Raw genomic sequence first — 24,117 nt, 5'->3', positions numbered from 1 at the left:
GAAATCTTGTATCCCACCGGGCCATTCCCGCGAAGCCGGGAATCGCGGTTCGGATACGCACTCTCCGCGCCGTCATCACCCGGCTTGTCCGGGTGATCCATGCTTCAGCGGACGCGGCGGGATGGATTGCCCGGACAAGCCGGGTGATGACGATAGTGGAGGGGTTCGCTAAATCCCAGGAGGCTGCATCGCGCCCGTCATGATCGCAACCGCATCGGACATTGTGTAATCCTTCGGATTGATCACCGCGATCCGCTTGCCCAGCCGGTGGATGTGGATGCGATCGGCCACCTCGAAGACATGGGGCATATTGTGGCTGATCAATACGATCGGCAGGCCGCGCCGCTTCACATCGAGCATCAATTCCAGCACGCGGCGGCTTTCCTTGACCCCCAGGGCCGCCGTGGGCTCGTCCATGATCACCACGCGCGAGCCGAACGCGGCCGCCCGGGCCACGGCAACACCCTGCCGCTGGCCACCCGATAGCGTTTCCACCGATTGGTTGATGTTCTGGATGGTCATCAGCCCCAATTCGCTCAGCTTTTCACGCGCCAGCCGGTTCATGGTCGAGCGATCCAGCAGCCGGAAGATATTGCCAAGCGGCCCGGATTTACGCATTTCGCGGCCCAGGAACAGATTGTCGGCAATCGACAGCGCCGGCGACAGGGCAAGGTTCTGATACACCGTTTCGATGCCAGCCAGCCGGGCCTCCATCGGCGATTTGAAATGCACCGGTGAGCCATCGAGCTTGATCGTGCCGGCATCGGGGATCACGGCGCCGCACAGCGCCTTGATCAGCGTTGATTTGCCCGCGCCATTGTCGCCGATGACGGCCAGGATTTCCCCGGGCATCAGCTCGAAATCGGCATTGTCCAGCGCCACTACCTTGCCATAGCGCTTCTGCAGGCCAGTGGCGCTGAGGATCGGCTGGGGCCCGGCGATCGGCGTTGCGGTAAGGCTTGCTGTTTGATCGAGGCTCATGCGGAAATCTTCCTGATCCACTGGTCGGTGGTGACCGCGATGATGATAAGGGCGCCCACGGCAAATTCCTGCCAGAGCACATCGACGCCTGCCAGCGCCAGGCCATTGCGGAACATGCCCACGATAAGCGCGCCGAGCAGCGTGCCGACGATCGAGCCGCGCCCGCCGAACAGCGAAGTGCCCCCGATCACCACGGCAGTGATGGAATCCAAATTCGCCGTCTGGCTGCCGAGCGGGGATACCGCGCCGACGCGCCCGATCAGCACCCAGCTCGCCAGGGCGCAAATGAACCCGGCCAGGGTATAGACGCCGATCAGCGTCATCTTGGTATTGATACCGGCCAGCCGCGCTGCCTCCGGATCATCGCCCGTCGCATAGATATGCCGGCCAAAGGCGGTGCGATTGAGAATATACCAGACGCTCGCGGCGATCAGGATCATCACCATCGAGCCTGCGGTGAGGATCGCCCCGCCGCCCAGCGCCACTCGCGCGCCCATCCATTGCAGCATGGGCGCGATAGCCGCGATATCCTGGCTGCGGATGGTTTCGGACTGCGAGATGAAGATGATCATGGCGCCATAGATCGACCAGGTGCCCAGCGTCACGATGAAGGGCGGCAGCTTGACCAGCGCCACCAATACGCCATTGATCAACCCGCACAGAATGCCGGTGCCGATGCCCAGCACGAAGGAAATTTCCACCGGTACGCCCGCGACCACCGATAGCCGCCCCATGACGATGGAGCTCAGGATCATGATCGCACCGACCGACAGATCAATGCCGGCAGTGAGGATGATCAGCGTCTGGGCAATGCCCAGCACGCCAATGATCGTCACCTGCTGCAACACCAGCGACAGATTGAAGGGCGCGAAAAACTTGCTGCCCGCCGCCACCGAAAAGATCGCAATGGCCACGATCAGCACGATGAAAGGAATGGCCGTGGGATAGCTGTGCAGGAACGCCTGCAGCCGCCGGATCGGGCCGGGCGCATCCTCCTCGAAACTGGCCACCGCCTGCGCGGCGCCCGCCAATCCCTTTTCCGCTACGGCCGAGCCGCTTGCGTCATCACTCATCAACGCCCCTCCCCAGGGTAATGTCTCAATAGGCCTCATGGTGAGCTTGTCGAACCACGAGGGCGTGGCACCGGGGATAGTTCAACCGCGTCCTTCGACAAGCTCAGGATGAGGTCGAACCATTCCCCGGTGGTCAGGTCAGCTTAGCCCCAGCAGAGTTCGGTACCCTTGGTGGTGTCGATGGACTCGACTCCCGCCACCGGCTTGTCGGTCACCAGCGCGGCCCCCGTGTCGAAGAAATCCAGCCCTTCCGTCACAGCAGGCTTTTCGCCGGTATCGGCGAACGTCTTGATGGCTTCCATCGCCATCGAGGCCATGAGCAGCGGATATTGCTGGCTGGTGGCGCCGATCACGCCGGCCTTGACGTTGGCAACGCCCGGGCAACCGCCATCGACCGACACGATCAGCACCGAGCCATCATCCTTGCCGATGGCCTTGAGCGCCTCGAACGCGCCCGCAGCGGCAGGCTCGTTGATCGTATAGACCACGTTGATATCGGGGCATTTCTGCAGCAGCGTTTCCATGGCGGTGCGGCCGCCATCTTCGGCGCCGCCGGTCATTTCGTGCCCGCAAATACGCGCATCGTCTTCGTCGCCATATCTGTTGGGGTCTTTCACATCGATCCCGAAGCCGGCCATGAAGCCCTGGTCGCGCAGATAGTCGACGGTCGGCTGGTTCACCGCCAGATCGAGGAACGCAACCTTGGCATTGGCCGCCGCATCGCCCAGCGTGCCCTTGGCCCAGGCCCCGATCAGCTCGCCCGCCTTGCGATTGTCGGTGGCAAACGTGGCGTCGGCCGCTTCGATCGGATCGAGCGGGGTATCGAGTACGATGACCAGCAGGCCCGCATCGCGCGCCTGTTGGATGGTCGGCACGATGGCACTGGAATCCGAAGGCACGATGGCAAAGCCCTTGGCGCCCGAGGCTATCAGGTTTTCGATGGCCGCGATCTGGCTGTCATTGTCGCCGTCGAACTTGCCGGCAAAGGTGCGCAATTCGATGCCCAACTCGTCCGCCTTGGCCTGGGCGCCTTCGCGCATCTTGACGAAAAAGGGATTGCCCTCCGTCTTGGTGATCAGCCCGACAATGGTCTCCTGCGCCATCACGGCCGTGCCACCCATCAGACCCAGCATCACGGCCCCTGCGGCCGCGATTTTGATAAACCTACCCATAATGTCTCCTCCCGGGATGTGCCGTCGCCCTGCTGGGCGCGGCGGGTCGAAAGACCGCGTGGCGCTCTCCTCCGGCCACCGTCCTCGCCGCCATATCAGCCACACATTCCGCTCCTGTCAATAAATTAATCCAACTGATTTATTAATTGACAGAACGACCTCATCGGCGCCACTAGTTTACGCGGAGGAGCTGCAAGCCAATGAAAACGATTGCGAATTCGGGCCCATTTGGGCTAGCTGCGCTATGGCAAATTATTGGCCTGGTTAAGAAAACAGGGGCGGATGGATGGTTGAGGCAGACGGCGGCCGGGCCCGTTCGGACGATCTGAGCCGCGGCACCAACCAGACGGGCGTCCGCCTCTACAATGAGCGGCTGGTGCTCTCGCTGATCCGGCGTCACGGTGCCCTGCCCAAGGCCGATATCGCGCGCCGCACTGGCCTGTCGCCCCAGACCATATCGACCATCGCCAATGCATTGGAACGCGATGGCCTGATCGCGCGCCAGTCTCCGCTGCGCGGCAAGGTAGGCCAGCCCCTCGTGCCCTATGCGCTCAATCCGCGCGGCGCTTTTTTCCTGGGGCTCAAGATCGGCCGGCGCAGCTCCGATATCGTGCTGCTCGACTTTGTCGGCACCGTGCTGGGCCGCATCCATGAGCCACACCCCTATCCCACGCCCGATATCGTGCTGGCTCTGGCCCGCCGCGGCATCACCGAATTGACCGCCCAGCTCAGTCCTGCCGAACGCCCCCGCATTGCCGGCTTCGGCATCGCCTCGCCCTTCGAATTGTGGAACTGGGAGGCGCAATTGGCCGCGCCGCCCGAAGTGCTCGAATCCTGGCGCCATGCCGATATCCGCCGCGATATCGCCGCCATCAGCACCTGGCCGGTCTATCTGCACAATGACGGCACCGCCGCCTGCGCGGCCGAACTGGTGCTGGGCAATGGCCAGCATGGCGAGGATTTCCTCTATATTTTCCTCGGCTCGTTTCTGGGCGGCGGCGTCGTGCTGGGAGGGCATCTGTTTCCCGGCCGCACCGGCTATGCCGGCGCTCTGGCTCCCCTGCCCGTTCCCGTTCCCGGCGGCTTCCAGCAGATTCTGCGCAGCGCTTCGATCTATGTGCTGGCCGACCGGCTGAAGGCGGCGGGCGTGGATCCACAAGTGCTCTGGCTCGACCCCAGCGATTGGGGCCCATTGGGCGCTCCGCTCGATGACTGGATCGCCGAGGCCGCCCAAAGCCTGGCGCTGGCCTGCGTCACGGCGGTCTCCATCATCGATTTCCGCACCATCGTTCTGGATGGCGCCTTCCCCCCCTCGGTGCGCACCCGCCTGGTCGAGGCGACGCGGGCAGCCTTGGAGCAGTTCGACCGGCAAGGCCTGGCCCCCTTCGACATTGCCCAGGGCACGATCGGCTTCGGCGCACGTGAGGTTGGCGGCGCGTGCCTGCCGCTATTGGCCAATTTCACCCAGGATCGCGAAGTCCTGTTCAAGGAAAACGGCTGATTAAGATCGGTCCGCGGATTTATGCGAAATCCGGTAACCAGTCTGCAAGTTTACCCGGTCTAGGTTAAGCGGGTTATCGGCCCGGTTCCTATTCATGCAGGCGCAAACTTCGACGACCGAACGTTGGCACTTTATAACGGCTGTCCTGCTGCCCGTCGTCCTGGCGCTGGTTGCAACAGCTGCCGCTGTGATTGGCTTTGTCTTCTGGTCGACCAGCACGATCGATCAGCGTGCCATTGAACGCCAGACCATCATGGTCGCGCAGGTGCTGCAGGCCAAGCGCGATCACATGCTGAAGGACCAGGGTGGCATGGCCATCTGGGACGAGGCGGTGATCCGGGCCGGCCAAAACTTCGACGGCGATTGGGTCCATGCCAATTTGGGTCTGTGGATGCATAGTTTCTTCGGGCATGACCGCACAATGGTGCTCGATGCCCAGGACCGGCCGCTCTATGTAATGGAAAATGGGCAAGATACGTCCACCACCGGCTTCCGCTATATGGCCAGTGGCGTCATGCCCCTGGTCAATCAGTTGCGAACCCTGATAGCCGCCGGCCAGATGGCCGATTTCGTCAATGGCAAGGTCGATGTTCCACCCACGGTCTGCGACTTCGCGCTGGTCGATGGCAAGCCTGCCATTGTCGGCGTCAGCCCCATTGTCAGCCACACCCGCAGCATAGCGCACACGCCGGGCTCGGAAAACCTGATGGTCTCGGTGCGCTTCCTCGGGCCACAGACCGTCGGCGAAATGATGCATCAATATCTGATCGAGGATGCAGCCTTCGTGCTCGTCCCCTCGGCCAGTCCCGATCGCGTGTCCTACCCGGTGATCAACGATGTTGGGCGTTTCGTGGCCTTTTTCGAATGGACCGGCGACCGCCCCGGCCGGCTGATGCTGGGCCATACCGTACCGCTTCTGATCGTCGTAATCCTGGCAGGCGCGCTGCTCTTCATGCTGCTGCTGCGCAAGCTGCGCGGCTCTTCGGCCGCCCTGCAGGAAGGCCGCCGGATTGCCGAGCACGAGGCCGCACACGACCGGCTGACCGGCCTGCCCAACCGCACCAATTTCGATACCCACCTGGCGCGCGTGCTGCGCGAGCAAAAGGCCCCGAGTACCAACATCGTCCTGCTGATGCTCGATCTCGACCGCTTCAAGCAGGTCAATGACACGCTGGGCCACCAGGCCGGCGACGATCTGATCCGCAGCGTCGGCGAACGCATCCGCCTGGTTGTCGGCACCGAAGTCATGGTGGCCCGGCTCGGCGGCGACGAATTCGCCATTCTCGCCGTCACCCACAATCGCCCCTTCGACGCCATGGCGGTATCCGGGCGCATCATCGAAGCCATCGGCCGCCCCTTTGATCTGGGTCACTTCAAGGCCCATGTCGGGGTCAGTATCGGCATTGTTGAAGCCAACGCCAGTTCGGACGAACCACGCGAATTGGTGCGCAAGGCCGATATTGCGCTTTACGAGGCCAAGGCGGGCGGGCGCAACCGCGCCATGGTCTACGAAGAACACATGAACGAGCTGCTCCAGCTCCAGCACACCATCGAAGGCGAGCTGCGCGCCGCGCTCAAGCGCAGCGATCAGCTCTCGGTCGCCTTCCAACCACTGGTCGATCAGAAGACGCGCAAGGTCATCGGCGCCGAAGCGCTGGCCCGCTGGTATCACCCCAAATACGGGCAGATTTCTCCCGCGCGTTTCATTCCCGTGGCTGAAAATACCGGACTTATCGAGGAGTTGGGCGAATTCGTGCTGCGGCGGGCCTGCGAGGTCGGCGCCAGTGCCCCGGGCCGCACCATCGCGGTCAACATGTCCCCGACCCAGCTGCGCAACCCGTATTTCTCCAATCAGGTCTTCGATATCCTGCACCAAACGGGCATGCGTCCGATTGATCTGGAACTTGAAATCACTGAATCCATCCTGCTCGATGACGAGAATATTTCGGCCCAGAACCTGCGCACCTTCCGTGCGGCAGGCATCCAGATCGCGCTGGACGATTTCGGCACGGGCTATTCCTCACTGAGCTATCTCAAGCGCTACCCCGTCGATCGCATCAAGATCGACCGCTCCTTTGTCAGCCAGCTTGCCGAAGGCCATGTTTCGGTCGCCATCACCCAGGCCATCGTTACGCTCGCCCATGCCATGGATATCGAAGTCACCGCCGAGGGCGTGGAATCGGAAAAACAGGCAACCATTCTGGGCAAGATGGGCTGCAATACCCTGCAGGGCTTCCTGTTCTCGGGGGCTGTCGTCCCCGCCAAGATCGCCGGCATTTTCGCCGACCCGCTCAACACACCCGAACGCCGCCGCCGCGCCCGCAACCACGCCGCTTGAGCAATGGGCCTGGCCGGCAGCCGCCGGAACCCGTCTATTGGCACCGGACAATAGTCAAGTCCTCGCGGCTGGCTCTGATCAGGCGGCCCATCAGGTCGGGTTCGGCTGGCTCATGGCAAAGACGAGATAGATGATGGCGAACAGGATAACGATGCCGATCAGCGAAATGACCAGCACGCGCATGTTCATCTTGCGCGGGTTGCCCTGCCGCACCTCGGTCTTGTTCTTGTGTGGATCATAGGTTTCCAAACCAATCTCCCCTTTTTGGCGCTTAGGGGCAAACGTGTGCCCCCTGCCCTGGTTCCGGGCAAAGCCGGGACTTGACGCCGCAGGGCCAGCGGCCGAGTTTCAGCCATTGCCCATTCCAGGATATTTTGATGACCTCTGCCGCACTTCTCACCCGCATGATCATGGCCGGACAGGGCAAGGCACCAGCCGATCTCGTCATCAAGAATGTGCAATTGCTCGATGTCATCACCGGCGCGACCGCCCCAAGCGACATCGCCATCGTGGCCGGCCGCATCGTGGGCACCCATGCCAGCTATGAGGGCGAGACGATCATCGAGGGCGCCGGCCGCTATGCGGTGCCCGGCTTTATCGATACCCACCTGCATATCGAGTCCTCGCTGGTCACGCCCTTCGAATTCGACCGCTGCGTGCTGCCGCATGGCGTCACCACAGCCATCTGCGATCCGCACGAAATCGCCAATGTCCTGGGCGCCGAGGGTATTCGCTATTTCCTCGATAGCGCCGCCGAGACCATCATGGATATACGGGTGAACCTGTCCTCCTGCGTGCCGGCCACCGGTTTTGAAACCAATGGCGCGGCGCTGGAGATCGAAGACCTCGAGCGGTTCCGCAACCATCACAAGGTCATTGGCCTGGCCGAAATGATGAACTTTCCCGGCGTGCTGTCAGCCGATCCGGGCATTATCGCCAAGCTCGCCGCCTTCCAGGACGGCCATATCGATGGCCACGCCCCGCTGCTGCTCGGCCAGGGGCTCAACGGCTATCTTGCCGCCGGCATCCGCACCGACCATGAGGCCACATCAGCCGCCGAAGCCCGCGAAAAACTCGCCAAGGGCATGGCCATCCTGATCCGCGAAGGCTCGGTCTCCAAGGATCTCAAGGCGCTGGCCGAAATACTGGACGAAAACACCTCGAGCTTCGTCGCCCTCTGCACCGACGATCGCAACCCGCTCGACATCGCCGAGGAGGGCCACCTCGATAGTTCCATCCGCCGCCTCATCGCCATGGGCCGCCCGCTGCACCATGTCTATCGCGCCGCCAGCCACTCGGCCGCCCGCATTTTTGGCCTGACCGATCGGGGCCTGCTCGCCCCCGGCTGGCGCGCCGATATCGCCCTGCTCGATAGCCTCGAGGATTGCCGCGTTTCCGACGTGCTGACCGCTGGACGCCTGGTGCGTCCCGAACTGTTCGCCGCGCGCAAGCCCGTGCCGCCGGTGGGCCTGACCTCGGTCAAATCCCGCCCCATCGTAGCCGATGATTTCATCGTCCCCGCCCGTGCCGATCGCAACCAGACCCCGGTCATCGGGGTAAAACCGGGCCTCATTCTCACATTCCGCCAAAATGCGACGCTGGAGGTTAACCAAAGGGGAACCCAGGCCGACATTGCGCAAGACGTTTTGAAATGTGCGGTCATCGAGCGCCACGGCCGCAACGGCAATATCGGCCGCGGCTTCGTCACCGGCTTCGGCCTGCAGCGCGGCGCCATCGCCAGCTCGGTCGGCCACGATAGCCACAACATCACCGTCATCGGCGCTAATGACGAGGATATGGCCCTAGCCGTCAACCGGCTGATCGAGCTGCAGGGCGGCTTTGCGGTCGCCGATGGGGGGAGGATAACTGCTGAACTGGCCCTGCCCATAGCCGGGCTGATGAGCCTCAATCCCTTCGAAACCGTCGCGCAGGACCTGCATCACCTGCGCGACGCAGCCCTCGCGCTAGGCTGCGTCCTGCCCGAACCGTTCCTGCAAGTCGCCTTCCTCGCGCTGCCGGTCATCCCCCATCTCAAGATGACCGACCGCGGCCTGTTCGACGTCGATAAGTTCGATTTCGTCAGCTGATCAATGCGCCTGCCGCGCCTTGACCTTCCGCCGGGCCGCATGCAGCAGCGGCTCGGTATAGCCCGAGGGCTGATCCGCCCCATGCAGCGCCAGATCGAGCGCGGCCTGAAATGCCACCGATTGGAAATTCTCCGCCATCGGCCGATAGAGCGGATCGTCCGCATTCTGCTGATCGACCACCGCCGCCATGCGCTCGAACACCGAGGTCACCTCGTCTTTTGAGACCAAGCCATGGCGCAGCCAATTGGCCACCGCCTGCGAGGAAATCCGGCAGGTCGCGCGGTCTTCCATTAGGCCCACATTGTTGATATCGGGCACTTTGGAACAGCCCACGCCCTGCTGCACCCAGCGCACCACATAGCCCAAAATGCCCTGCGCATTATTCTCCAGCTCGCGGGTAATCTCCTCGCGGCTCAGCGCATAAGGCGCCTGCACCGGCATGGAGAACAATTCCGAAAGAGGAGGCACCGGCTGGTTGTGACGGCGCTGCTGCGCCTCGAACACGTCGATCTGGTGATAATGCAGGGCATGGAGCGTCGCGGCCGTCGGCGAGGGCACCCAGGCCGTATTGGCGCCCGCATTGGGATGGCCGGACTTGGAGCTCATCATCGCCGCCATGTCGTCAGGCCGCGCCCACATGCCCTTGCCGATCTGCGCCTTGCCGGAAAGACCACAGGCCAGCCCGATCAGCACATTGCGGTCTTCATAGGAGGCAATCCAGCGCTCGGATTTGATCTCGTCCTTGCGCAGCACCGCTCCGGCTTCCATTGAGGTATGGATCTCGTCGCCCGTGCGATCGAGGAACCCGGTATTGATGAAAAACACCCGCTCGCGCGCCGCGTGGATCGCCGCCTTGAGATTGGCCGAGGTGCGGCGCTCTTCGTCCATGATACCGATCTTGATAGTCAGTGGCTTGAGGCCCAGCATCCTCTCCACCGCGGCAAAAATCGCACAGGCAAAGGCCACTTCCTCGGGCCCATGCATCTTGGGCTTGACGATATAAATCGCGCCCGTCGTGCTGTTGAGCCTGTCATGCATGGCACAGAGCACGGTGAGTGCCGCATCCATCAACCCTTCGCCAATCGGCTTGCCATCGGCCAGCACCGCGTCCGTCGTCATCAGGTGGCCAACATTGCGTACCAGCAGCAGCGAACGGCCCTTGAGCACCAGCGGCGCCCCATTCACGTCCTTGTAGCTGCGATCGGCATTGAGCTTGCGGGTCACCTGCCGCCCGCCCTTTTCGAACGTGTCTTCCAGGCTGCCATTCATCAGGCCCAGCCAATTGCGATAGACCCCGACCTTGTCTTCGGCATCAACCGCCGCAACCGAGTCCTCGCAATCCTGAATCGTGGTCAGCGCCGCCTCGACAATGATGTCGCTGAGCCCCGCCTTATGCGACCCGCCGATAACGCTGCCCGGCTCGATCACCAGAATGACATGCAGCCCTTGATGGCGCAGCACCAGCTCGCCCTTGGTCTCGGTGCCGCCATAGCCGACAAAAGCCGAGGCATCCTTGAGCGCCGTGCGGCCAGCTTCCGAATCGACGACCAGCCGGCGGACCTCGCCGTCCTTGATCACATGATAGCCCGTAACGTCGCGATGGCTGCCATTTTCGAGCGGAAACGCCTCGTCGAGGAAACTCGCGGCCCGATCGACCACCGCTGCCCCGCGCGCCGCATTATAGCCCTTGCCCGGCGCAAGATCGCCGCCGCGCTCGATAACATCGGTGCCGTAGAGCGCGTCGTAGAGGCTGCCCCAGCGCGCATTCGCCGCATTCAGTGCATAGCGCGCGTTGCTGACCGGCACCACCAATTGCGGGCCGCAAAGCGTGGTGATCTCAGGATCAAGCCCGGTGGTTTCAATCGTAAAATCAGCCGGCTCAGGCACCACATAGCCGATATCCCGCAGGAAGAATTCATAGCCCTGTGGATTATTGGCGACTGGTCCATAGCGGCGATGCCAATCATCGATCCGGCCCTGCAAATCCTCGCGCTTGGCCAGCAGCGCCGCATTGGTGGGGCCATGCTCGGCCACTAGCGCCGCAAACCCGCTCCAGAATTGATCGGCCGATACAGAAAGCCCGGGAAGCGCTTCTTTCTCAACAAAATCGACCAGCAGAGGATGAACCGAAAGGCCGGATTTTGTCGCGTAGGTCATTGTCGTTCCTTCTTCGTCTCCTCCCTGTAGGGAGGGCAATTGCATGTGGCGCGATGCTCACCTCGCCCCTCAGGCGAGAGGTCGACGGCAAAGCCGGCGGGTGAGGGGTGCGATGCTGCAACATCATTGATGCCTTGGCATCGCATCCCTCACCCTAGCCCTCTCTCCTGAGGGGCGAGGGGACGGCTCAGCATGTGCTGGAGATTCAGCGCTAAAACCATGCCGACTCTAAGACAAGGCCAACGCCCTCACAACCCGCCTAAAATTGACTTGGCCTGCGCGCCAGCAACATAGACCTCGGCGATCGAACGATCGTCGCCCAGCGTCTGCAGCAGGAACAATTCCTCGACCAGATCGGTCACCGTCTCCATGCGCAGCCGCATGGCTGGCGTCGCGCGCGCGTCGAGCACCACCAGATCCGCGGCGCAACCCGGCTCGATCGAACCGATCGTCCCCTCAAGCGACAGCGCCCGCGCATTACCCAGCGTCGCCATATAGAACGAGTTCAGCGGGGTCAGCCGCTGGCCGCGCAATTGCAGCACCTTGTAGCCCTCATCCAGCGTCGCCAACATGCCGTAATTGGTGCCCCCGCCAATATCGGTAGCAATCCCGATCCGCACCCCGGCCTTGGCCAGCCGCTCGCGATCGAACAGTCCACTGCCCAGAAACAGGTTCGAGGTGGGGCAGAACACGGCGACTGATTGGGTTTCGGCCAGCACCTGCGTTTCCCGGTGATTGAGGTGGATCGAGTGACCCAATAGCGTGCTGGGGCCGAGCAGCCCATAATCCTCGTAGATGCCGGCATAGTCCGGTGAATCCGGATACAGCTCCATCGAGAAACTGATCTCGGCGGCATTCTCGCTCAGATGCGTCTGTACATAGCATTGCGGATACTCGGCCACGAGCGTCCGCGACGCCTCCAGCTGCGCCGGGGTCGAGGTGATGGCAAAGCGCGGCGAGATGGCGTAGAGCCCCCGGGCCTTGCCGTGCCAGCGCTCGATCAACGCCTTGGTGTCGTCATAGCCCGACTGGGCGGTGTCGCACAGCGCTTCGGGCGCATTGCGATCCATCATCACCTTGCCGCCCACCATCAGCATATTGCGCTTTTCCGCCTCGGCGAAATAGGCATCGACGCTTCGTGGATGGCTCGAGCAGTAGGCCACGGCCGTGGTCGTGCCATTGCGGATCAGCTCGTCATAGAAAGCCGCCGCCACCGCGCCCGCATGCCCCTGCTGGCTGAACTTTTGTTCCTCCACAAAGGTATAGGTATTGAGCCACTCCAGCAGCGAGCCGGCATAAGAGGCGATCATCTGGCTCTGCACATAATGCAGATGCAGATCGATAAAGCCGGGCAGGATCAGGTGCGGGCGATGATCGACAATCTCGGCATCGCCAACCACACCAGCATCATAATCGCCAACGCTGGCCACCTTGCCATCGGCAATCACCACCATGCCATCGGCGAAATAGCGATAGCTCGCCACGTCGTCGATATTCTGCGGTTCGCTGACAAAGCTCAGCACCCGTCCGCGCAGAATGGTCCTGCTCATTGGCCCGAGCCTTCGCGGAACCACTCGACCAGCAAGGCCCGTTCTTCCGTGGTCATCTCTGTGGCATTGCCCGGCGGCATGGCATGCGAATAACCCGCCTGAATGGCGATATCCCTGGCGTGATTGGCCACCGCGATATCATTGTCGAGAATGACATTTTTGGGCGCTTCATAAATGCCCGGCCAGACCGGCTCGGCGGTATGGCACATGGCGCAGCGGGTCTGCACGGTCAAGCTGGCCTCGGCGAAATGGCTGGCTGCGAGAAAGGGTTCGGCCGCACGAGACGCCACCTCCTCCCCCGCCGATCCCGGCAGTTTGGGCGCAGTCGACAGCCACGCAATGATCAGGAACAGCACCACGGCCACTGCCCAGGTCCAGTGCGGATTGCCTTTGCGGGCGTGGCGCGTGTTGAAATAGTGCCGGATCACCACGCCGACCAAAAAGATCAGCGAGGCGATGATCCAGTTCCACTGCGTGGCAAAGGCCAGCGGATAGTGGGACGACAGCATGAAGAAGATGACGGGCAGCGTCAGGTAATTGTTGTGCAGGCTGCGCTGCTTGGCGATCTTGCCATATTTGGCATCGGGCACCCGGCCGGCCTTCAGATCCGCCACCACGATCTTCTGGTTGGGAATGATTATCATGGCTACATTGGCCGCCATGATCGAGGCCGTGAACGCCCCCATATGCAGCATCGCCGCCCGTCCGGTGAAGAGCTGCGTATAGCCCCACGCCATGGCCGTCAGGATCACGAACAGCACCAGCATCAGCCCGTTCTGGCTCTCGCCCAGCGGCGATTTGCACAGGCGATTGTAGACCACAAAGCCAAGCACGATCGAGCCCATCGAGACCAGGATCGCCGCCCAATTGGGCACGTCCAGCACGTTGCGATCGATGAGGTAGATATCGGCACCGACATAATAGATCAGCGCCATCAGCATGAAGCCGCTTAGCCAGGTCCAATAGCTTTCCCATTTGAACCAGGTCAGATGCTCGGGCAGGAAATCGGGCGCCACCAGATATTTCTGGATGTGGTAGAAGCCCCCGCCATGCACCTGCCATTCCTCGCCATGCGCCAGCGGCGGCAGGCTGGGCGTCTTGCGCAGGCCCAGATCGAGCGCGATGAAATAAAACGACGAGCCGATCCAGGCAATGGCGGTGATGACATGCAGCCACCGGACCGCGAACATCAGCCATTCATAAGCAATTGCGTAGTCGGGCATCGTCTCTAGTTTCCTTCCTACCCTCGCCCCTTGTGGGAGGGGGACAGAAAATCTGCGTTCAGCAGATTTTCAGGGTGAGGGGTCCTGAGCCATCCTATCGCCTCGCGGCATCTGGAAAGCACAGAACCCCTCATCCGCCCTTCGGGCACCTTCTCCCTGAAGGGGAGAAGGAAGAGGTGATCGAACCACCCCTTCCCAGTTCAGCCACTTAAGCCGGCGGGTTCACGCCTTCGACATACCAGTCCATGCTCAGCAGTTCCGCATCGGTCAGCGTCACCCCGGCAGGCACTTTCTCGGCGCCGGTATGGTCGTTGATCGGGCCGGTGAAGATGTTGAACGAACCATCGATCTGGCCGTTCTTGACGGCTTCGGCAGCGGCGACGACGTCGGCCGGGATGGACTCGTTATACGGCCCGATCTGCACTTCGCCTTCCTTCAGGCCCGGCCAGCGGTCAGCACTGGCCCAGTTGCCATCGATCACTGCCTGGGCCGACTGCACATAGGTGGGGCCCCAATGATCGATGATCGAGGTCAGCTGCGCCTTGGGCGCGAAGGCGCTCATATCGGCGCCCTGGCCGAAACCGCCGACAATGCCACGCTCTTCTGCAACCTGCAGCGCCGCTGGGCCATCGGTGTGCTGGGCGATGATGTCGATACCCTGGTCGATCATGGCGCGGGCCGCGTCGGCTTCCTTGGCCGGATCGTTCCAGGTCGAGATATAGACCGGGGTGATCTCGAAAGCCGGATTGATCTTGCGGGCCGCCAGCACGAAGGAATTGATGCCCATCACCACTTCGGGGATCGGGAACGAGCCGATATAGCCCGCCTTGCCGGTCTTGGAGAGGTGGCCCGCAATGGTGCCGCAAACGGCGCGGCCTTCATGGAAGCGGGCATTATAGGTCGCCACATTGTCCGAGCGCTGGTAGCCGGTGGCGTGCTCGAATTTCACATCCGGGAACTGCTGGGCAACCTTGATGACATAATCGCCATAGCCGAAGCTGGTGGCAAAGATCAGCTTGTGGCCGGACTGGGCCAGTTCGCGCAGCACGCGCTCGCAATCGGGGCCTTCGGGCACATTCTCGACAATGGTCGGCTCGGCGACCAGTTCGCCCAGCGTGTCCTTCATGAACTTGGCGCCCTGCGCATGGCCGAAGTTCCAGCCATTGTCATTGGGCGTACCAATCAGCATGAAGCCCACCTTGAGCGGCTCGCCCTGGGCAAAGGCCCGCGAACCGAGTAAGGGCAGGGCGGCGGCGGCAGCGCCGGCCTTGAGGATAGTGCGGCGATTAATGGTCATCTGTCTCTCCTGAATATGTTCTTGATTGATCAAGGGCTGGCAACCCTCAATTGCTTGGCAGAAACGGCCTGCCAAGACAGGCCGGTGCATTGCTGGAAGCATCGCGCCGGATGGAAATCAGCACCAGTACGGCAATAGTGACAAGATAGGGCAAGGCCGCCCATAGCTCGGATGGAATAACCGAAAGCGGTCCCCCGCCGGCCTTGGCATAAAGCTCCATGGTCATGACCAGGCCGAACAGATATGCCCCCGCCAACAGCCGGAAGGGCTTCCACGAGGCGAACACCACCAGCGCCACGGCAATCCAGCCGCGCCCCGCCGTCATCCGCTCCGCCCATTGCGGGGTGAGCAGTAGCGGAAAACAGGCCCCGGCAATGCCCGCCATCGCCCCGCCAAACGCCACAGCGGCATAGCGCACTCCCACCACCGAATAGCCGATGGAATGGGCCGAAAGATCATTCTCGCCCACAGCGCGTAAAATCAGCCCGGCCCGCGTCTTCTTCAAAAACCACCAGACCGCGATGACCATGGCCAGTGAAAAATAGACCAGCGCCGAATAACCGAACAGCACCCGCCATACCGGATGAGTGGCGATCTCCGCCGGAAACAGCGGTCCCAATAGAGTAACCGGCCGGGCGCTATAGCCCTGCCCTGCCAGCGCCGAAAAACCGGTGCCGAAAATGGTCAGCGCCAGTCCGGTGGCCGTCTGGTTGGCCGATAGGCTCAGCGTCAGGAAGCCGAAGATCAGCGAGGTCGCCACCCCGGCCGCCGCCGCCAGTGCAATGGCGAGATAGTGGTTGCCGGTGAGGAACAGGGTAATGAAGGCGGCGATCGCCCCCACCAGCATCATGCCCTCGACGCCCAGATTGAGCACGCCTGCCTTCTCGACCACCAATTCGCCAGTCGCCGCGATCAGAATGGGGGTCGAGGCCCCCACCACGGTAACGATAATGGCGATGATGAGTTCGGGCGTCATGCGCGCGCCTCCGCAGCAGGAGCCACCCGTTTGATGCGATAGCGCACCAGAATATCGCCCGCCAGCAGGAAGAACAGCATCATGGCCTGGAATACCCCGGTCGCCGAACTGGACAGCCCGATACTGGTCTGCGCCACTTCCCCGCCGACAAAGGTGATGGCCATCACGATACCGGCAAAGATCACGCCAAGCGGGTTGAGCCGGCCAAGGAAGGCCACGATAATGGCGGTAAAACCGTAATTGGTGGGAAAGCCCGGCACCATGCGCTGGAATGGCCCGGCGACTTCCAGCATGCCCGCCATGCCCGCCAGCCCGCCGCTGACCAGCATGGCCAGCCAGATCGTCTTGTTCTCGGAAAAACCGCCATACCGGGCCGCATGCGGCGCCGCTCCAACCACCTTCATCTGATAGCCGAATACCGAGCGCGACATGACAAACCAGGCAATCAGCGCCACGGCCACGGCGATCGGCACGCCCATATGCACGATGGTGCCAGGGATGATAGTGGGCAGGCGCGCGGCCTCCGAGAAAATGCGGGTCTGCGGAAAGCCCATCCCCATCGGGTCCTTCCAGGGGGCACGGACCAGGTAATAGACCAATTGCACCGAAGCATAGGTCAGCATCAGGCTGGTGAGGATTTCGTTGACCCCCAGGCGGGTCTTGAGCAAAGCCGGAATGGCGGCATAAGCCGCGCCGCCGATGACGCCGGCAAGCATCATCAGCGGTAAAATCCACCAGCCGCTCATGCCATAAGTGGATAGCGCCACCCAGGTCGCCGCCAGCCCGCCCATGACATATTGCCCTTCGGCGCCGATATTCCAGACATTGGCGCGATAGGCGATGGACAGCCCCACCCCGATAATGATCAGCGGCGCGGCCTTGACGCCAAGGTCCTGCCATTTGAACGCATTGGTCAGCGGTGTGAAGAAGATTTCGCGCACCGCGCCAATGCCGTCATAGCCAATTAGCGAAAAGATCACGGCGCCAATGACCATGGTCAACAGCACGGCCGCAATCGGGGTCGCGTAAAGCATGAGCCGGGACGGCTCCAGGCGCTTTTCAAGCCGGAACTGCATCAGCGCCCTCCATCGTGCCATGCACTCCGCCCATCAACAGGCCAATCTCTTCCACCGACACCCCGTCCACCGGCCGGGCCGGGGACAAATGCCCCAGATTGATCACCGCCAGCATGTCGCACAGCGCCAGCAACTCATCGAGATCCTGGCTGATCACCACAATGGCCGAGCCGGCCGCCGCCAGATCGACCAGCGCCTGATGGATCGCCGCCGCCGCGCCCGCATCGACACCCCATGTCGGCTGGCTCACCACCAGCACACTGGGCTTTTGCAGGATTTCCCGGCCCATAATGTATTTCTGCAAATTCCCCCCGGAGAGCGAACCCGCCGTCGAACCCGGCCCCAGCGCCTTGACGGCAAAATCAGCAATCACCTTGCCGGTATAGGTCTTGGCCGCGCCCGAATTGATCAGGCCCAGCATGACCATGCCCAGCCTGTCGCGCGCCGTCAGCACCGAATTGTCGCTCAGGCTGAAATCGCCGATTGCCGCATGCCCATTGCGCTCCTCAGGCACCGCACACAGCCCATGCTTGCGCCGGCCGGTCGTTCCGAGCAGGCCCAGCGGATAGCCGTCAATGGTCACGGCATCCTTGTCATCGCCGATGATTTCGCCGCTCAGCGCATCGAGCAGCGCGTTCTGGCCATTGCCGGCGACCCCGGCAATGCCGAAAATCTCGCCGGCTCGCACCGTAAAGCTCACATCATCGACCGGCACATCGAAATGCCCGGTCTTCCTGGTGGAGAGGCGCGAGACGACCAGCTTGGGCTTGCCCATGCTGCGGCCGGGCTGGCGCACGATATCCTTGAGCCCGGCGCCGATCATCTTCTCGGCCATCGAGCGCGATGTTTCCTGCCTGGGATCACAGGTATCGACCAGCTTGCCGCCACGCAGAATGGTCGCGGTATCGCATAGAGCTTTGATTTCGTGCAGCTTGTGGGAAATGTAGAGAATGGAACAGCCCTGCGCCGCGAGCTTGCGCAACACGTCGAACAATTGCTCGACCTCCTGCGGCGTCAGCACCGAAGTGGGCTCATCCATGATCAGCAATTTGGGGTCGAGCAGCAGCGCCCGCACAATTTCGATGCGCTGGCGCTCACCCACCGACAGCGTCGCCACGGTGCGATGCGGATCGAGCAGCAGCCCGTAGGTATTCATCACCTCGCGGATGCGCGCTTCCAGCTCCCGCGCGGGAATTTTGGCATCCATGCCCAGCGCGATATTTTCCAGCACGCTCAGCGCCTCGAATAGCGAGAAATGCTGGAACACCATGCCGATGCCCAGTTTCCGCGCAGCCTTGGGATTGGTGACATTGACCACCTGCCCATCCCAGGCGATTTCGCCGGCATCTGGCTGCATGATCCCATAGATCATCTTGACCAGCGTGGATTTGCCCGCGCCATTCTCGCCCAGCAGCGCATGGATTTCGCCGGGCTTGACCGCAAAACTGACATTGTCGTTGGCGAGCACGCCGGGAAAGCGCTTGGTGATACCGGTCAATTCCAGCCGATACGGCATACTAGCGTCCAATCACCACCCCCAGTTTCTTGGGGGTGCGTGCCCGCGCAGATTCAGCTTCCCACCGCCCAATGTGAACCATAATTTCTGCCGCCGCCAGTGCCGCAATAATCGCCGGCCTTTTATCCCCAAGCCCTTGGCGGCCAATAGGAGAAATCAGCCGCTCGAGCAATGCCGGATCGCCGCCTTCCCCGACAAACCAGCTGGAGAATTTTGCCCGTTTGGTTTGCGAACCCACCATGCCGGCATAGGGACTGTCGGCGCGTTTCAGTGCTTCCGCCACGATCAGGAAATCCAGTGCATGATCATGGGTAAGCACCACATAGCTGCTACCCTCCGGCGCCGACCGCACCACGGCCTCGGGCATGGCCACCCGCCGCCACGCCACGCCCGCCGGCAACATGCTCAATTCCTCCTGCCGCGTATCGATCACCTCCGAACGCACCGGCAGCAGCGCGAGGATTTGCGCCAGCGCACGGCCGACGTGACCGGCGCCGAAAATGTAAACCTGCGGCTCCTTGGCCTCCTCCGCCGCAATGCGCGCAACCAGATTTGCCCGCACATCCGCATCGGCATGCCGCAAGCTGACGCCGACCCGCCCCCCGCAACATTGCCCGATTTCCGGACCCAGCGGCACATCCATCGCCTCTTCGGCCCGCCCCTCGGCGATCAGCCGCCGGGCATGCTCGATCACCATATACTCGAGCGCCCCGCCGCCAATCGTGCCGAAAATCGAGCCCATGCTGACCAGCATGAACGTACCCTGCTCACGCGGCGACGAGCCGCGCACTGAGGTCAGTTCGCAGGCAATAATGGTGCGGTGGGCAGCGAAGAAATCGGCGAGTTCGGCGGAGCGGGTCATGGTGCGGCCTCGTATGGCCTTGGGGATACCCCTTCCCGACCTGCCGCCGATGAGCAGGACAATCGCATGTGGCTCGGTTCACCTCGCCCCTCAGGGGAGAGGTCGGCGCGTAGCGCCGGGTGAGGGGTGCGATGCTTCCATATGAGTAATGCACCCAGCATTGCACCCCTCACCCTGCCCCTCTCCCCTGAGGGGCGAGGGGACGATAGAGCCGTGACCTCGGTGCACATGCTATAGCCCGGCCTCAAGGGGGAGGGAGGGTAAAGCTCCAGACTCTGTGGGCGTGTGTTCCCCTCCCCCTTGAGGGGAGGGGCCGGTGGTGGGGATCGGCGGTCTTGGCACAACGCCGTCACCCCCTTGCCTCCCGCTTCAACCGCTCACACCCCATCAATACCCGCTCAGGCGTTACCGGCGTATCCAGCCTTGGCGCGATTTTATAGTCCGCCACGCTCGCCACCGCCATGCTGAGCGCCTCGACCACGCTCATCGCCAGCATCAGCGGCGGCTCGCCCACCGCCTTGGAGCGCCCGATCGTCGGCTCCTTGTTCACCGACCATTCGGCCAGCCGCACGTTGAAAATCCGCGGCACATCGCTCGCCACCGGAATCTTGTAGGTCGACGGCGCCTTGGTACGCAGTTGGCCCTTGTCGTCCCAGACCAGTTCTTCCGTGGTCAACCACCCCATGCCCTGGATGAACCCGCCTTCCACCTGCCCGATATCGATGGCCGGGTTGAGCGAGCGCCCGACGTCATGGAGGATATCCACCCGGTCCACCACATATTCGCCCGTCAGCGTATCGATCGTCACCTCGCTGACCGAAGCGCCATAGGCAAAATAATAGAACGGGTGCCCCCGCCCGGTCGCCCTATCCCAATGGATTTTCGGCGTCTGGTAGAAACCGGCCGCAGAAAGCTGCACACGGTTCAGATAAGCCGAGGCAATCAGCTCGGCAAAAGCCACGAACTGGTCGCCCGCCTGAATGCCGCCCGGCACAAACTCGACCACCGCCTCATCGCATTGATAGAGCTTGGCCGCATGGGTGACGAGCCGCGCCTTGATCTGCCGCGCCGCATCCCAGGCCGCCATGCCGTTGAGATCGGAACCGGACGAGGCAGCCGTGGCCGAGGTGTTCGGCACCTTGCCGGTCGAGGTCGCCATAATCTTGATGGCATCGAGCCCGACGCAGAAGGCATCGGCCAAAACCTGCGCCACCTTGATATAGAGCCCCTGCCCCATTTCGGTGCCGCCATGGCTGAGATGGATCGAGCCATCCTTGTAGACATGCACCAGGGCGCCGGCCTGATTATACCAGGTGGCGGTGAAGGAAATGCCGAATTTGACCGGGGTCAGCGCAATGCCCTTTTTGAGGATCGGGCTCCCCGCATTGTAGTCGAGGATCGCCTTGCGGCGGGCCTGGTAATCGGAGGATTGCTCCAGCTCATCCACCACGCGATGGATGACATTGTCCTCCACCACCTGGTGATAGGGCGTCACATTCTCGCTGTCGGTGCCATAGAAATTGGCCTTGCGGATCTCGAGCGGATCGCGCCCCAGATCATAGGCAATATCCTCGATCCAGCGCTCACAGGCCATCATCCCCTGCGGGCCGCCAAAGCCACGAAAGGCGGTGTTGGAGACGGTATTGGTATAAAGCGGCTCAGAGCGGGCGCGCACGGCAGGATACCAATAGGCATTGTCGCAGTGGAACAGAGCCCGGTCGGTAACGGGCCCGCTCAGGTCCGAGGAAAACCCTGCGCGAGCGCCGTAGACGGCGTCGACCGCCTGGATCTTGCCCGTGTCGTCATAGCCGACATCGTAATCGACCACGAAATCGTGCCGCTTGCCGGTGGCCGTCATGTCGTCGTCGCGGTCGGGGCGGATCTTGCAGGCACGGTTCCACTTCTTGGCCGCAATGGCCGCCACCGCCGCGAACAGGTTGCCTTGGGTTTCCTTACCGCCAAAGCCGCCGCCCATGCGGCGCACATTCACCGTCACCGCATGCTGCTGGATGTTGAGCACATGGGCCACCATCAGCTGCACTTCGCTGGGGTGCTGGGTGGAGGAAAAGACGGTCACGTCCTCATCTTCGCCGGGGATCGCCATGGCGATCTGGCCTTCGAGGTAGAAGTGGTCCTGCCCGCCAATAGTGACACTGCCCTTGACCCGGCGCGGCGATTTTTCAAAGCCCGCCGCGACATCGCCCCGCTCGAGCTTGAGCGGCTCAGTCACCAATTGCCCGCCTGCCGCCTGTGCGGCGCGCACGTCGAGCGCGAAGGGCAAATCCCTGTACTCGACCTGAGCAAGATGGGCCGCCCGCCGCGCCTGGTCGCGGGTTTCTGCGATCACGGCAAATAGCGGCTGGCCCCAGAAATGCACCTTGCCCGCAGCAAAGATCGGCTCGTCATGCTTGTGGCTGGGCGAAACATCATTCTCGCCGGGAATATCCTCGGCCGTGAGCACGCCAATCACGCCCGGCGAGGCTTTGACCGCCGCATAGTCGATGGCAACGATCTCGGCATGCGGCTTGGTCGAAAGCGCCAGATAAGCATGCATCGTGCCGGCCGGCTCGATCATGTCATCGATATACTCGGCTGAGCCGGACACATGCTTGGGCCCGCTATCGTGGCGAGTGGACTCATGCAGCGTCGAGCGGGAAATGGTCGGGTGCTTGTTCATAGGCTCTTCCTTCCCCTCTCCCCTTGAGGGAGAGGGTGGATCGCGCATAGCGCGAGACGGGTGAGGGGTTCTGCGCCAGCCCATGCCGGAAATGCAGAAAGAGACCCCTCATCCGCCCTTCGGGCACCTTCTCCCTCAAGGGGAGAAGGAAGGCATCGTGCCCGGTAAACCATCACGCCACCTCCCGCCGCAATCTTTGCCCACGCCCCGTGGTCTCATGGAAAAACCGCAGCAGCAGGTTCTGCGCCGTCAGCAGGCGATATTCCGCCGAAGCCCGCATGTCGGAAATCGGCTGATAATCCTCAGCGAAAGCCCCGATAGCCGCTTCCACCGTCTCCAATGTCCAGGGCTTGCCCACCAAAGCCGCTTCCACGGCCCTGGCGCGTTTTGGCGTCGCCGCCATGCCGCCAAAGGCGATACGGACCATCCCGACCACGCCGGCATCGTTGACGAAAACCCGGAAAGCCCCGCAGAGCGCCGAGATATCTTCCTCGCGGCGCTTGGAAACCTTGTAGGTCGCGAAATGTTCGCCCGCCGGCAGATAGGGAATGGTGACGCTTTCGACGAACTCGCCCGGCTGGCGGTCCTGCTTGCCATAAGCGAGGAAATAATCTTCGAGCTTGATCTCGCGGCGATGCTCGCCCCAGCGCAGATGCAGCTTGGCGCCCAGCGCGATCAGCGGCGGCGGCGTGTCGCCAATCGGCGAGCCATTGGCAATATTGCCCCCGATCGTGCCCATATTGCGGATCTGCTCGCCCGCAATGCGATCCCACAATTCGCCCAATTGCGGGAAATTGGCCGCAATGGATGGCAGCGCTTCCGAATAGCTGACCCCGGCATAAAACCGCAATTCGCTATCGTTTTCCGCGATGCGCTTGAGCTCCTGCAAATGGCCGATGAAAATCACCGGCCCAATGCGCCGCATGAATTTGGTGACCCAGAGCCCCACATCGGTCGAGCCGGCCACAATGGTCGCGCCCGGATTGGCTTCGTAAACCGAAGCGAAATCATCAAGGCTCGCCGGCACGATGATCTGGTCGGCAATCTCGACGCGGCGCCCATCATGGATCGCCTTGATCTTACCCTTGAGCGCAATGCGCTCGGCCCGCAGCGGATCGGCCTCCGGCGCGCCATAAGAAGAAATCGCCTTGGCCGCACGGATGATCGGCGCATACCCAGTGCAGCGACAAAGATTGCCCTGCAGCGCCTTTTCAATCGCCGGCTGGCTCGGATGGGGATCGCGCATCCACAGCCCATAAAGGCTCATCACAAAGCCCGGCGTACAAAACCCGCATTGGCTGCCATGCTGATCGACCATGGCCTGCTGCACAGGGTGCAGCGTGCCATCCTTGGCCCGCAAATGCTCCACCGTCACCACATGGGTGCCGTGCAGGCTCCCCACGAACCGGATACAGGCCGTGACCGAGTCATAGATCATCTCATCGCCGTGGAGCCGTCCGACCAGCACGGTACAGGCCCCGCAATCACCCTCGGCACAGCCTTCCTTGGAACCGCGCAGGCGCTTTTCCAGCCGCAGGAAATCGAGCAGCGTCGTATCCGCCGCCACATCGGTCAGCGCGATTTCCTCGTCATTGAGGATGAAGCGAATGGCGTTGGCGATCTCGGCCATG

General features: G+C 62.3%; 17 protein-coding genes. 3 read left to right on the top strand and 14 right to left on the bottom strand.

Annotated elements, in window-relative coordinates; translation table 11 throughout:
* Positions 1-168: 168 nt before the first annotated feature.
* The 3 genes from FF80_RS19270 to FF80_RS19260 all read right to left on the bottom strand — a co-directional run bounded on the left by FF80_RS19270 (position 169) and on the right by FF80_RS19260 (position 3,226).
* On the bottom strand, positions 169-981 hold the full coding sequence (locus tag FF80_RS19270; protein WP_052153777.1) for an ATP-binding cassette domain-containing protein: 813 nt from the start codon (positions 979-981) through the stop codon (positions 169-171).
* Positions 978-2,054, bottom strand: a complete 1,077-nt coding sequence (locus tag FF80_RS19265) for an ABC transporter permease (RefSeq protein ID WP_035103328.1) — start codon at positions 2,052-2,054, stop codon at positions 978-980. The genes FF80_RS19270 and FF80_RS19265 overlap by 4 nt, the downstream gene beginning before the upstream one ends.
* 143 nt (positions 2,055-2,197) lie before the next feature.
* The gene (locus FF80_RS19260; protein ID WP_035103326.1) at positions 2,198-3,226 is read right to left on the bottom strand and encodes a sugar ABC transporter substrate-binding protein; all 1,029 of its coding nucleotides are present in this window, start codon (positions 3,224-3,226) and stop codon (positions 2,198-2,200) included.
* Between the two features lie 286 nt (positions 3,227-3,512).
* On the opposite strand from FF80_RS19260, the gene FF80_RS19255 reads away from it, so the two are divergent.
* Positions 3,513-4,727 (top strand): ROK family transcriptional regulator, encoded by a 1,215-nt coding sequence (locus FF80_RS19255; RefSeq protein WP_035103324.1) that lies wholly within the window; start codon positions 3,513-3,515, stop codon positions 4,725-4,727.
* A 94-nt stretch (positions 4,728-4,821) separates the two neighbouring features.
* Positions 4,822-7,065, top strand: coding sequence for an EAL domain-containing protein (locus FF80_RS19250; RefSeq protein WP_052153776.1), 2,244 nt, complete (start codon positions 4,822-4,824; stop codon positions 7,063-7,065).
* A 90-nt stretch (positions 7,066-7,155) separates the two neighbouring features.
* Here the strand turns inward: FF80_RS19250 and FF80_RS22030 are convergent, their stop codons facing one another.
* A complete protein-coding gene (locus FF80_RS22030) occupies positions 7,156-7,314 on the bottom strand; it encodes a hypothetical protein (protein ID WP_160172864.1) in 159 nt (52 codons plus the stop codon).
* 128 nt (positions 7,315-7,442) lie between these two features.
* On the opposite strand from FF80_RS22030, the gene ade reads away from it, so the two are divergent.
* Positions 7,443-9,152, top strand: coding sequence for an adenine deaminase (gene ade / locus FF80_RS19245; RefSeq protein ID WP_035103322.1), 1,710 nt, complete (start codon positions 7,443-7,445; stop codon positions 9,150-9,152).
* Here the strand turns inward: ade and FF80_RS19240 are convergent, their stop codons facing one another.
* The 10 genes from FF80_RS19240 to xdhA form a co-directional block, all read right to left on the bottom strand.
* Positions 9,153-11,309 (bottom strand): malate synthase G, encoded by a 2,157-nt coding sequence (locus FF80_RS19240; RefSeq protein ID WP_035103320.1) that lies wholly within the window; start codon positions 11,307-11,309, stop codon positions 9,153-9,155.
* A 248-nt stretch (positions 11,310-11,557) separates the two neighbouring features.
* Positions 11,558-12,859 carry a guanine deaminase gene (gene guaD, locus FF80_RS19235; RefSeq protein ID WP_035103318.1) on the bottom strand — a complete coding sequence of 434 codons (1,302 nt, stop codon included), beginning with the start codon at positions 12,857-12,859 and terminating at the stop codon, positions 11,558-11,560.
* Positions 12,856-14,082 (bottom strand): urate hydroxylase PuuD, encoded by a 1,227-nt coding sequence (locus FF80_RS19230; protein WP_035103316.1) that lies wholly within the window; start codon positions 14,080-14,082, stop codon positions 12,856-12,858. The genes guaD and FF80_RS19230 overlap by 4 nt, the downstream gene beginning before the upstream one ends.
* A 208-nt stretch (positions 14,083-14,290) precedes the next feature.
* Positions 14,291-15,379, bottom strand: a complete 1,089-nt coding sequence (locus FF80_RS19225; protein WP_200877237.1) for a BMP family ABC transporter substrate-binding protein — start codon at positions 15,377-15,379, stop codon at positions 14,291-14,293.
* 46 nt (positions 15,380-15,425) lie between these two features.
* Positions 15,426-16,355, bottom strand: coding sequence for an ABC transporter permease (locus tag FF80_RS19220; protein WP_035103314.1), 930 nt, complete (start codon positions 16,353-16,355; stop codon positions 15,426-15,428).
* The gene (locus FF80_RS19215) at positions 16,352-17,431 is read right to left on the bottom strand and encodes an ABC transporter permease (protein WP_035103312.1); all 1,080 of its coding nucleotides are present in this window, start codon (positions 17,429-17,431) and stop codon (positions 16,352-16,354) included. The genes FF80_RS19220 and FF80_RS19215 overlap by 4 nt, the downstream gene beginning before the upstream one ends.
* A complete protein-coding gene (locus tag FF80_RS19210) occupies positions 17,415-18,947 on the bottom strand; it encodes an ABC transporter ATP-binding protein (protein ID WP_035103310.1) in 1,533 nt (510 codons plus the stop codon). The genes FF80_RS19215 and FF80_RS19210 overlap by 17 nt, the downstream gene beginning before the upstream one ends.
* A gap of 1 nt (position 18,948) precedes the next feature.
* Complete coding sequence (gene xdhC / locus FF80_RS19205; protein WP_052153775.1) at positions 18,949-19,809, bottom strand: xanthine dehydrogenase accessory protein XdhC; 861 nt, start codon at positions 19,807-19,809, stop codon at positions 18,949-18,951.
* A 349-nt stretch (positions 19,810-20,158) separates the two neighbouring features.
* Positions 20,159-22,486 carry a xanthine dehydrogenase molybdopterin binding subunit gene (xdhB, locus tag FF80_RS19200; RefSeq protein WP_035103308.1) on the bottom strand — a complete coding sequence of 776 codons (2,328 nt, stop codon included), beginning with the start codon at positions 22,484-22,486 and terminating at the stop codon, positions 20,159-20,161.
* 172 nt (positions 22,487-22,658) lie between these two features.
* The gene (gene xdhA / locus FF80_RS19195; protein WP_035103306.1) at positions 22,659-24,116 is read right to left on the bottom strand and encodes a xanthine dehydrogenase small subunit; all 1,458 of its coding nucleotides are present in this window, start codon (positions 24,114-24,116) and stop codon (positions 22,659-22,661) included.
* Between the last annotated feature and the right edge of the window lies 1 nt (position 24,117).

Source organism: Devosia sp. LC5 (assembly GCF_000735585.1).
Taxonomy (GTDB): domain Bacteria; phylum Pseudomonadota; class Alphaproteobacteria; order Rhizobiales; family Devosiaceae; genus Devosia.
Note: the sequence above shows the minus strand (reverse complement) of the source record. Positions and strands in the feature narration are given on the sequence as shown.